The following is an 11888-nucleotide window of genomic DNA, read 5'->3' as shown; positions in this document are numbered from 1 at the left end:
AATTTATTTAGTGTTAGAAATGAATTTTTTAATATCATTAGCCACTTCTTCCGGAACTTCTAATTGTGGAGAGTGCGATGCGTTTTCAATAACTACTAACTTCGCATTGGGGATGTGGTCTCTGTAGTATTCAGCCACGTTAAAACTTACTACTTCATCATGTTTGCCCTGTAATACTAATGTTGCTGCTTTAATGGATTGCACATCATCTTTAAGATTGAAATATTTTCCATTTTTAATTGCAGGAATTAAAGAACCATCTACAAAATCTTTACTATTGTTTATGGTTTCTATCATGTAATCGGCTATAGGTCCAGGAAGGTCCGGCACTTTATAAAAGACGCGTGAAAGCACAGCATTTAACTCTTCTTTATTCTCAATTTCTTTACCAAAACCACCATACACAACGTGGTCATCTATTTTAATACCCGCAGCATCAAGTAAGATCAAGTTGGTAAGGTCATTGGGATATTTAATGGCATATGCTGCAGCGGTATGTCCACCCATTGAGTTACCAACAAGGTTAAATTGATTTACACCAAGTTTTTCTAAAAAGGACTTCAGAAAAGTTGCTTGTCCGTCTATAGAATAATCAAGTCCTTCTTTTCTTTCATTTTCACCGTGACCCGCTAAATCGGGTAGAATTAAATGATAGTCTGCTGATAAAAATTTAGCGGTTTGTAAAAAACTACTTTTATCATCTCCCATACCGTGAACAAGAACAAAGTCTGGCTTATCATTTTTCCCTTCACTTTCATAGAAATGAACAGTGTAACCATTTATTTCAATCGTTTTTTTCTCAAGACTGGCAGCACGAGCATAACTGGCATTGGTTTGGTCTACAAGAACCTTTGGAAAGAAGAAGTATATGACTGCTACAGCAATCACTAATACTCCAATAATTCCACCAATGATTTTTAAAAGTTTCTTCATATTTTCTAGAGTTTTAAATTTGATTATAACTGAGTAATAACTGTTTCTTCAGGAAACCTTGACTTTGGTAATTTTGCATTAAAGTCACTGTCTTTTCTATAACCTAAAGACACTACGGCTAGAGCGGTGAAGCCTTTTTCGCGTAAGCCAAACTCTTCATCTAAGGCTTTTACGTCTACGCCTTCCATTGGGCAAGCATCTATACCTAAGGCAGCTGCACCTAATAAAAGTGCACCCATATTTAAATACACTTGTTTTTCCATCCAGTGTGGTAAATCTTTAAGGTCGTAGCGGTGAATGTTTGCAAATAGCATACGACCACCGTGCATTTGATCTTTAAACTCTTGTGCTGCAAAACGACCATCTTGGTCTTCTTGTTCTAGAATACTGTTCATATAATCATCGTTTGCATCTGTGCGAGCTGCGATAACAATTACGTGAGATGCATCTAAGACTTTTGGTGTGTTGAATTTGAAAAATCCTTGTGTTCCTTTTGCAATACGGGCTTTACCTTCTTGAGTATCTGCTATTAAAAAATGCCAAGGTTGTAGGTTTACGCTAGACGGACTTAAACGTAATACATCTTTTATTTGTTGAATATCTGCATCGGATATTTTTTTAGTTGTATCAAATTCTTTTGCAGAGTAGCGGTTGTTTAATATTTCTGTTAGATTCATTTTATTTCGTTTTTATGATGATTAATTGTACTATCAAAATTATAGGTACAAAACTATGTATAGTTACTTTACTGCGCAATAACGGTTATAAAATATAGTACAAATTATTTTTGTAATATACTGACAATCATTTAGTTAAAATTAAAATTATTACTATAAAAAATATAGTTGCATACTTAATTAAAGCGTTATAACTTTGTGTTAAAGATTAAGAAGCAACTACATAACTTAAGTAGCTGTTATGTTTTAAATAAATATGTAGAAATGGACAGAAAAGAGCTGTTTGAAAAGAAACCAAAAATTAAGATTAATGGAAAAATTTCCTTTTGCCCTACCAGTGCTGCAATGGAACTCATTGGTGGTAAATGGAAGAGTGTTATACTAACCCATTTAATTGGTGATAAAAAGCGTTACAACCAATTACGAAAAGAAATCTCTGGTATTACAGAACGTACTTTAAGTTTACAATTGAAACAATTAGAAGCAGATGGTATGGTTAACAGAAAAGTATTTACCAAAAAGCCGCCTTTAAAAGTAGAGTACACACTTACTGAATTTGGACAAACGTTAATTCCTATTTTAGAACTGATTATTGAATGGGGCTTACAGACTGCCGAAACCAAAGGTGAGTTTTTGTTTGAAGAGTAAAATCACTTTTAATTTTAAATATGAAGGCAGCCCGTTAGCTGCCTTCATTTAATATTACTTTATTTAGAATTTTCCGTTTTCATTTTTCCAATCTGCTTTAGGTGTTATGTTTTGCAGTACATCCCAATGTTCTGCTATTTTTCCGTTTTCTATTCTAAACAGATCATAAAACGCATTGTAATCTTCTCCTAAATGACCTTCACTAACGGTTAGTACAAAATTACCTTGGCCAAGAACCATATGAACTTTATCATAAGTCATATAAATGCCTTGTGCTGCCATTGCTTCTAGAGCCCCACCTAAACCAGAAACTTGATCTGGTATATTTGGGTTATGCTGAATATAGTTATCACCGTCAAAATAAGTAGTCAATTTACTCATGTCTCCGTTTACCAAAATATCAGTAACAAAGGAGGTAACCATTTCTTTATTTTCTTCAGTTTTACCTAAATCTGTAATTTCTACGGAACCATCTATCATGGTGTGTCCACTTGGGTTGGCTTCTTCGGGTGTTACTTGTAGGTTATCCCAATGTTCTACAATTAATCCATCTTCAAATCTAAAAATATCAAAACCTATTTTTGGACCAAAAAAATTGTAATCCGTATGAGTAAAGATAAAACCACCATCTGTAAAGGCACGTACTGTATTTACTTTTGCCGAATTTGCGGGCAAAGCCTGTAACGTTGCTCCAAAACCAGCTAATCCATCTGCAACATCTAAATTGTGTTGAATGTATTTATTAGGATTAATATAAGCTGCAGGTTCTTGATTTCCGGTTTCAATAGATTTAAGCAATGCCACAACTTTTTCCTGATTGGAAATTTCTTTGGTTGAAGCATCATCATCTTGACCGTTACATGATGTTAGGCTCAAAGCCGAAATTACTACTGTAAATAAAAATGTATTTCTCATTGTTTTTTCTTTGTTAATTAATGAAGCAAAAGTAAATGGAAGACATAGGTCAGTACCTATTAAAAAAGGTAAAAACACTGTAAAAAAGGGAAAATCTAAAAATGCAGGTTAACCATTTGTATTTTGGTCTATTTTAATGGATAACCAAAATGATTAAATAATTTAATACAAACGTTCTACGAACGTGAATCGTTGATTTCGATCTGAATAAAAGAAGGTTGTCTTTTGTTTGAAACAAAAAACAACCTTCTGTACCTATAAATAGATTTATTTAACCTAAAGCTTCAACTACAGTTTTTGATAATGGGGTAGTGGGTCTGCCCAATAATTTTGATAGTTGATGATTATCATCAAACAAATCTCCTTTTTCAGTAGATATGTGAGAACTTGCTAAAAACCCAGCAATTGGAGTTGGAACTCCAGCATCTTCTAACGCATGGGCATAATCTTTTTCAGAAAGATTCACATAAGAAATATCTTTTCCAGTTTGTTTTGAAATCTCTTTAGCGTAGTCGCTCATAGTAAAAGATTCATCACCTGCCAACTCGTAAATTTTACCTTCTTGATTTTTAGAAGTCAATACAATTGCAGCAGCTTCTGCAAAATCTTCACGTGAAGCAGATGAAATTTTACCGTCACCAGAGCTACCATAGACAGCACCCATTTTTATGGCATCTTGTACGGAACCCGTATAGTTTTCAGTATACCATCCATTTCTTAATAACGTAAAAGGAATGCCGGATTCGGCTAAAACCTTCTCTGTACCTAAATGTTCAGGCACCAATACCAAAGTAGAACTTTCAATTTTTAAAAGACTGGTATAGACAATTGATTTTACGCCCGCTTTTTTAGCGGCACCAATAATGTTGGTATGCTGTTTTATACGTTGTCCTAGTTCACTTCCCGATATTAAAAGTAGTTTATCAATACCTGCCAGGGACTGTACCATTTGTTGGCTATTCCCATAATCGAACGCACGTACTTCAACCCCTAAATCATTTGCTTTTTCAGGGGTTCTTGCTAAAGCTACAATGTTAGCTTTTGCTGTTCTCCCTTTTAGTTTGTTAATTACGAGCCTTCCTAATTGTCCGGTGGCTCCGGTTATTGCAATTTTCATATGCTATATTTTTTTAAAAAAATTAATTAAATTATATAACACAAAAGTATTGCGGATACCTAAGTCAAAGACTATAGAAAAATGAAGTTATACTGTAAAAAAGGGAAAGTTTCTAGATGTGCCTTTGTCTAAAAGCTTCAGGAGTAACTTTTGTATGTTTTTTAAAATATTTATACATATTGGTAGGTTCATCAAAGCCAGAGGTGTATGCTATTTCTGTGATGGACAAGGAAGTGTTGATCAATAAACGCTTAATCTGTGTAACTAGAATCTCATCTATGATTGTTTTGGCAGATTTTCCAACGATAGTTTGGCAAACATTGTTTAGCGTTTTGGGTGTACAACCCATAAGTTGAGCATAATCCAGTGTTTTTTTGGTCTCAAAACAACGTTTTTCTATCAATTGCTGGAACTGTATAAAATCGCCTACATATTTATGTTGGGAAAATTGTGTGCCTTGCTTTAGCTTAATGCGAAACAATTTATACACCAAAATATGAAGTGCATTTCTAATAATACCACCTGAGAACTCATCATAATTCTTGGTATATTCTAACTCTATATATTTTACGACCGAGTAAATACCATCAAAGTCTTCGTCATTGATTGTTAGTTTTGGAGAGGTTAAAAATTGATTAAAAAGTTCATGCGAACGAACCACTTCTTTTTGACTTAAGAGACTTGCCAGAAAATCTTCGGTAAAAAGTAAAAGAAAACCTTTTGTATCTGGATTCTTATAAAACTTATGAATTTGGTCTTTTCGTATCGTAAAAAGAGTGCTTTTGGTATACGGGTAATCCGTAAAATCAATGCTGTGTTTTGAACTACCTTCCGTAATAAATAAAATTTGGTAAAACTCTACCTTGTGAGACAGGGTAATGTCTTGCTCAATATCACGCCTAAAAAGCTCTTCTAAGTCTATAAGTTCAAAACCGGATTCTGGTCTTGTTTCGTTATTGAATTTTATGTTTTGAATTTCAATCACCTTTCAGCTTAATTTTTAGCGTTAAAAATGCGCAAAAATATGTTTTTCCACCTGTTTTTACAGGGTTTGCCTATTAAGATACAAAGAAAGTTATAGGTTGAAACGTTTTTAATTTCACCGAACCATTAATTTAGAACTCTATGTTCAAATTTGAAAGATGATGGGATTGTACGGTGTAATTGAATACTGTTACAAGCATTGAACTCCATAAACGATTGTAATTCTCTCCCTAGAGCATCTGCAAAGGCTTCGGTTTTTCGTAGACTCGGTTCTAAGGTTAGTTGGTGAATGTACAGGACCTTTTCTTTTCTATCGGCTTTGCTATCCATACGGGCTACTAATTTACCGTCCCATAAAATTGGCAAGCTAAAATAACCGTGTTTTCTTTTGTGTTGGGGTACATAGCACTCCAGGGTATAATCAAAATTAAAGAGGTCCGTCATTCTTTTTCTTTGAATGAGGAGATTATCAAAAGGAGATAAAATTTTAAGTTTCTTTCTGGCCAAAGGTTGGTTTAGGAGTTTTAGTGCTTCGGGAAGTACGTAATATGCAGTGTTGGAAACGTTTACCAGTTCTATTTCGCCTGTTTTCAGCATGGTATCCAAAGCGTTCGTAACCAATGGTTTTGTGTTCTTGATGAGATAGGTCATTTCTGTTAACTTTCCCAGTCCGTTGGCTCGTAAATATTTTTTCACCAAAAACTTGCCATATTCATCATCCGTTGGAGTAGTAGTGTTCAATGAACTCGGTAAAACTCTTTCGGTAAGGTCGTATACTTTATGAAAGTTGACACGTTTTGAAATCATCAATTCACCCTCCATAAATAAATTTTCTAAAGCCTGTTTTGTAGGGGCAGTTTTCCATTCACCATGCTTCTTCCCTTTTTTGTTAAAATCCTTAGCCATTAAAGGGCCTTCGGCTTTTATTCGTTCAGCTACAGATTGCATAAGTTGTACATCGCGTTTGTACCAGTGTTTTTGTTTACCGGAAGCAATAGCTTGTTTACGGGGTAAAGTAAAGCGGTAATCGGTCATAGGAAGATATGAGGCGGCATGTGCCCAATATTCAAAAACTTTCTTATCCGCTATTAATTCTTCTAAATGAGCTGATTTATATCGGGAATTCCGATTGTATAGCGTATGATGATGTGCCCGCTCAATAACTGATATGGTATCAATTTGTATATAACCCAAATGCTCAATTGCAGACAGTGTTGCATCTTGGGCAGAACCTACCACTTTTGGTGTAGGTAAAAGTTGTGATAGCAAAACCAATTTTTGGGCTTCGCGAAGAGAAAGGCTTTCTTTTTTTAAACTCATGTATCCGTGCAGAATCAGCTTTGATAAGAATGTAAAAGTAAGCACATCATTATTTATTATTGGGAGTTTCGTTAACTGATTCTATCAAATAAGTGCTTTTATCGCACAAAATGTTAAGAAGTACATAAAAAGTAATCAAAATGAATAAGAAAAAGTGCATTTTAACCGTTATTTAAGCAATTCATCCTATTTTCGTTTATCTCAACCACCAAAATATTCGTTCATCAATGCAAAGATTTAAATTTTTAATTGTATCTGCGCTTGTCGTTTTTACAGTATCAGCGCTTGCTTCACGCTTATATCCATCGGAATCTTCCGATACCTTACCAAAGGCTGAAACAGCCATTACGACTGCAGATAAAGCACCAAAGGACAAAATAGACGTTGTATTATATAGTTCTAGAAAAAAGAAAATAGAGGCTAGATTAAAGGCCTATTTTAAGAAAGCCATTGCCAAAGGAGACGTGGTAGGAGCAGGGGTAAGTATTGTTAGGGGAGATTCTATAGTAATCTCTGAAGGATACGGTAGGAAAAACAGTTTGGAGAGTAGTACGGTAAACGGTGAGACCGTTTTTAGGCTAGGTTCATTGTCAAAAGGTTTTGCCGGTATGTTGGCGGCCCATATTAAAAGTGAAGGAAAATTAGATTGGACGGATAAGGTAAGTGATTATCTTCCGGAGTTTCAGTTAGGAGATGGATCCAATACCAAAAATGTTACTTTGGCGAATGTATTGTCTCATACCTCTGGTACACCATACCACAGTTACACTAATTTGGTCGAAGCAGGTTTGCCTCTAAAAGAAATTGCGAGCAGATTTAAAGAAGTTATGCCTATTAGTGAACCGGGGGTTATGTATAGCTACCAGAATGCCATGTTTGCACTTTGTGGGGAGATGATGAAAAAAGCAACGGGTAAAAAGATAAACACACTTTTGGACGATCGGTTCTTTAAGCCGTTGGAAATGTGTACTACCACTACAAATTATGAGGCCTTAACCCATGAACTAAATATTGCTATGCCCCACGTACGCATAAGGAATGGTTGGAGAGCGGCACATTTGCGAGATAATTACTATAATGCCGTTGCAGCGGGCGGGATAAGTTCTAATGCTCACGATATGGGGCGTTGGATGCGTTTTTTGCTAGGTCATAATCCTGATATTATGAAAAGTGACGCTATTGGAGAGGCATTCAATCCGTTTATTGAAATAGCAGGACACCGTAAATATTACCAAAGGTGGCCAGGGCACACCAGATCATATTATGGCTTTGGATGGAGAATCCATAAGTTTACCGAAGGTGACAGTAATTTTGAAAAAACCATCTGGCACCACGGCGGAAGCGTTAATAACTACAGAAATGAAATAGCCGTTTATCCGGAAGCCGATTTGGGTATCTGTGTGCTATTGAACAACATGTCTCCTGTGGCCAAAACGGTGATTCCGGATTTGTACGAGATAGTTAAAGAGGTTTATAACGAGACAGAACCTAAAGAAGTGGAGAAGGTTTCGGCCACAACTTTATAAAATTAAGAGTTTAAATAACAACCTCACTTCTCAACCTCCAACAACGCTACAGACTCCAGCGCGTTTTTAATTACGCTGCTCCAAATAGCATAACCTTCTTTATTTAGATGCAAGCCGTCCGAGAGATAGAGTTCAGGTATGGGCCGGTTGTCACTACTGATCATATGGCTAAATACATTTATATACTGTGCATTTAATTCAGTAATTATATATTTTGAAAGCAGTAGATTGGTTTCAATAATCAATGGAATCATTTGCTCGCGCTCTACACTTGGTTTTAGGCTGATTAAGGCCAAGGCGGCATTTGGATATTTAGCTCTGACCATTCCCACCAAGGTATGGCAATCTGCCAATACTTCTTGCGGCGTTCTACCTTGGTTTAAATCGTTCTCACCAGCATAAAGTACTATTTTAGATGGATTGGCCTCGGCAAAAATCTCATCAAAATAATGAATACACCAGGCAAATGTAGAACCTCCAAAACCAAGATTTACCGTATGGAAAGGCAATAAATCTTTCTGCATATGCACCCATAAACGTACCGAGGAACTCCCATAAACAGCAATCAGGTTTTCTTGGGTTTTCAGTTTTGAAACCCTTCTTTTCAGCCTTTTAATTTCATTGGCCCACATGGCTGGTGGCTCCTCATTTAATACTGTGCCACCCGGCGACAGAAATAATTCTTCTGCTCTTTCCCTAGCTTTGAGAACATCAATTTTATATTGCGCTTGGTACTGTTGTACAAATTCACGCATATCTCCCTTAATTTTTGATGCTACTTTTTCACTTAAAAGAAACGGCTGTCCTATCTTACAATAGAACAAGGATCTACCGATTCTATGATCAAAATTCACTAGAACTATAGGGACGATAAGCGGTTCTTTTTCTTGACCGGCGGCCAATTTAAAAGCGCCCATTTTAAAAGGTCCAGGAGATTCTTCGGTTCGGTATGATGTTCCTTCAGGGCTAATGATTATGTTGTAGTTATCGTTCAGAAGTTTGGAGGCTTCTTCATAAAATATGTTTCGGGCCTGTTTCGCATTTTTGGATGATGTTTTCTCCGAGTCTTTGGTATATATATTTATATGGCCCAAATTGTTGTAATAGTTTTGGTGACCATATTCTTGTCCACGGCCAATGCGGACGGTTCTGATACCAGGTTCGCCATATTTTTCAAACAAAATCTTCGCACTTATAAAATGGGAATCCAATGTAATTTGAAAACTATTGTTTAAGGTGTACTGTGCATCGTTTATGAGATGGTTATACGTAAAAATGTGGCCTGTAGTCTCCGGTAGGTTTTCCCATCCTTCAATGACATAGGGTACATTTTCAAAGACCTTAATGGTAAGCGTAGCACAAATTTTCCGATTTAAATCGAGGTCCGTTGTGTCCCTTGCTGCCACGTTTGAATAGATTTCCTGCAGTCCGTTTATAAAAACGCTTTCTTTCTGGTCCTCCGTTAACAATTCCAAACTCAAAGAGGCGATATGCCTTTCTAACGCACTGCCGTTTACTAATAATGAGTTTAAAATGTCATATCCCAGAGTCTTTGTATTATTACTCTTCAGTAAATGCAACACTTGGTGCAAAGAAGAAGAAACCGATAGTCGGGATTCATTATTTTTAATCAGCTGAAAAACCGCTTGAAGATTATGCTTTCCAAGCAATCCTACATATCTTATGAACGCAGCGTTAAGCTGGTTACCCATTAGCCATATTAACCGTTTAAAAAACAGACCTTCGAACTGATCATCTTTATGGAACAATTTCATGAGATCATGGTCATGAATAAAGTAGGCCGAAGTTCGGGTACGTGTAATGGCGGAACAGCTATCTTTTTGCTTTAGCAGACAAGACCACCCGAACACAAAACCTGAATTTTTAATGGAACGCTGTTTAATCTCTATAGAATTCTCAATGCGTTTTATGGAGACTTCGCCATCAATCAAAATAAACAAACCGTTGCTATAACCGTCCTGCACATATAGAACCTCGTCCGGTTCATATTCCCTGCGCTCAGCCAATGTTGCCATAGCGGACAAATGTTTCTCCTCAAAAAAATCCAAAAAAGGTGATTTCCTCATTAAAGAAATTACTTCTTCTTTTTCCGCAACGGGCGAAATTTGAAACTTACGATCTTCTACAAACGGTTGAAAGCGAACCGGATTTAACAGTTCCGATTGCTTTAACAAAGCTGTATGCAACAGGTGATATAATTTTGAGCCTATGTTTTTGAGTAAAATGTTTTTATGTCCCTCCTGCAAATAAGTTTCTATCTGTTCAAAAGGAATTTCAAAAAAGTCCGCTTTTTCAGAAGCCACCAAAACCTTGTAAACATAGCGTTTTGAAGGGGTAAACCCGTTTAGGCCTAAAGTAGAGAACGGCTCGGAATTTTGACAGACCAATACATCTTTATCAGGATTTTCTAGAGAAATATAGTACGCCATACTACCTTCTATAAGCCACCTAAACATAGAAACTTTCTTATGTATAAAACATATGGTATGACTCTTTTCATACGTTTTAATCTTTCCGTTCGGAAACTTTTCCTGCAGTTGCGAAATACTGATATCCTCTTTCAAATAGTGCTGATTTTAATTCTGTGCCACATACTAACTTATTAAAGTATGCGTAAGAAAAGAAGCATTCCATTTATTTAAATTAAATTATCATTTAGCTTCTGTTATTTTGTAATCATCCATAATATTAGGTGTTGATTTTCTTTGATTATTTAATGTAGTAATGCCTTTTGGGTCTTGCCAATTACATAACTTTCTGCTGCCACTTTATTATTTAACAATATTTTACCTACTCATTATATCCTAGAGACTAATTTGTTTTATAATTTGCTTTTGGAAAAAAACAAGGATGGCTGCATATAAACCCTATTTTGGAATTAGTTGTTTTTTATTTGTTTTATTACATGCACATTCTAGCTTTTCGCAAACCAAAACCAAATTACTTCAGGGAAAAGTGCAAAATGCGAACAATGATGTTAGGGACGTGGTGGTTATGAACCTTAATTCAAAGAAAACCACAATTACAGATTCCTTAGGCCAATTTTCTATTGAAGTTAAAGTTGGGGATGTGCTAAAAGTCACTGCAGTTCAATACCTTACAAAGAATATTAGTATTACCGATACCATCTTAAACCTCAGTTTGGTTACTATAAACCTAGTTGAGAATGTCATTAATTTAAAGGATGTAACGGTTACCCCGTATAATCTTACAGGAGAAATAGACCGTGACTTAGACCGGTTAGGTCTTAAGCCTATAGTTACTTCAGGGTCTTTAGCATTGCCCAATGCAGATTTGGATGTCATGAGCCAAAGCGAACGACTACTTTTAGAGGCTGATAGAGGTAAGTATATTCGTTATTATGGTATTGGACTAAGAATAAACACTCATAAAATAATGAACCGTGCTTCTGGAAGAACCAAATCCTTTGAGGATATGGTTCTTCGTGATGAACTTATGGAGCTAGAAAGAGAGGTCATTACTAAATTCTCAAAGCAAACCCTAGCCGAAAGTTTTGATATCCCCGAAGCAAATGTTGATGGATTTCTAACCTACTGCATGTCTCAAAATGATTTCACTTCATTATCGGAAACAGCAAATACAACGGAAATCTGGAAATATTTAGAAAAGCGAAGTATTGAGTTTAAAGCAAGGGAAATTGTAAAGAAATAGACAAGTACAACAGGATTTTTGGTAATTCGAAAAGATGATTATAAAGAAAAAGAACTAAACTAACTAAAGTCTAGT

The 11888-nt window shown here is 35.8% G+C and carries 10 protein-coding genes; 3 read left to right on the top strand and 7 right to left on the bottom strand.

The window, feature by feature from the left end; genetic code table 11:
- Positions 1-3 precede the first annotated feature (3 nt).
- Both KO521_RS08145 and nfsB read right to left on the bottom strand, forming a co-directional pair.
- Positions 4-933, bottom strand: coding sequence for an alpha/beta fold hydrolase (locus KO521_RS08145; RefSeq protein WP_215939398.1), 930 nt, complete (start codon positions 931-933; stop codon positions 4-6).
- 23 nt (positions 934-956) lie between these two features.
- Positions 957-1610 carry an oxygen-insensitive NAD(P)H nitroreductase gene (nfsB, locus tag KO521_RS08140; RefSeq protein ID WP_215939397.1) on the bottom strand — a complete coding sequence of 218 codons (654 nt, stop codon included), beginning with the start codon at positions 1608-1610 and terminating at the stop codon, positions 957-959.
- Positions 1611-1874: 264 nt separating this feature from the next.
- Here nfsB and KO521_RS08135 point away from each other — a divergent pair, with 264 nt between their 5' ends.
- Positions 1875-2258 carry a winged helix-turn-helix transcriptional regulator gene (locus KO521_RS08135; protein WP_215939396.1) on the top strand — a complete coding sequence of 128 codons (384 nt, stop codon included), beginning with the start codon at positions 1875-1877 and terminating at the stop codon, positions 2256-2258.
- A gap of 63 nt (positions 2259-2321) precedes the next feature.
- On the opposite strand, the gene KO521_RS08130 is transcribed toward KO521_RS08135, so the two are convergent.
- The 4 genes from KO521_RS08130 to KO521_RS08115 form a co-directional block, all read right to left on the bottom strand.
- A complete protein-coding gene (locus KO521_RS08130; protein WP_215939395.1) occupies positions 2322-3173 on the bottom strand; it encodes a nuclear transport factor 2 family protein in 852 nt (283 codons plus the stop codon).
- 271 nt (positions 3174-3444) lie between these two features.
- Positions 3445-4290 carry an SDR family oxidoreductase gene (locus KO521_RS08125; protein WP_215939394.1) on the bottom strand — a complete coding sequence of 282 codons (846 nt, stop codon included), beginning with the start codon at positions 4288-4290 and terminating at the stop codon, positions 3445-3447.
- 112 nt (positions 4291-4402) lie between these two features.
- On the bottom strand, positions 4403-5275 hold the full coding sequence (locus KO521_RS08120) for an AraC family transcriptional regulator (RefSeq protein WP_215939393.1): 873 nt from the start codon (positions 5273-5275) through the stop codon (positions 4403-4405).
- A 125-nt stretch (positions 5276-5400) separates the two neighbouring features.
- Complete coding sequence (locus tag KO521_RS08115) at positions 5401-6594, bottom strand: winged helix-turn-helix domain-containing protein (protein WP_215939392.1); 1194 nt, start codon at positions 6592-6594, stop codon at positions 5401-5403.
- 227 nt (positions 6595-6821) lie between these two features.
- Here KO521_RS08115 and KO521_RS08110 point away from each other — a divergent pair, with 227 nt between their 5' ends.
- Complete coding sequence (locus KO521_RS08110) at positions 6822-8120, top strand: serine hydrolase domain-containing protein (protein WP_215939391.1); 1299 nt, start codon at positions 6822-6824, stop codon at positions 8118-8120.
- A gap of 23 nt (positions 8121-8143) precedes the next feature.
- Here the strand turns inward: KO521_RS08110 and KO521_RS08105 are convergent, their stop codons facing one another.
- On the bottom strand, positions 8144-10705 hold the full coding sequence (locus KO521_RS08105) for a GDSL-type esterase/lipase family protein (RefSeq protein ID WP_215939390.1): 2562 nt from the start codon (positions 10703-10705) through the stop codon (positions 8144-8146).
- A gap of 286 nt (positions 10706-10991) precedes the next feature.
- Between KO521_RS08105 and KO521_RS08100 the strand changes: the two genes are divergently transcribed.
- Positions 10992-11813, top strand: a complete 822-nt coding sequence (locus KO521_RS08100) for a hypothetical protein (RefSeq protein ID WP_215939389.1) — start codon at positions 10992-10994, stop codon at positions 11811-11813.
- Positions 11814-11888 lie beyond the last annotated feature (75 nt).

The sequence above is a fragment of the Zobellia uliginosa genome, assembly GCF_018860745.1.
GTDB classification, from domain to species: Bacteria; Bacteroidota; Bacteroidia; order Flavobacteriales; family Flavobacteriaceae; genus Zobellia; species Zobellia uliginosa_B.
Note: the sequence above shows the minus strand (reverse complement) of the source record. Positions and strands in the feature narration are given on the sequence as shown.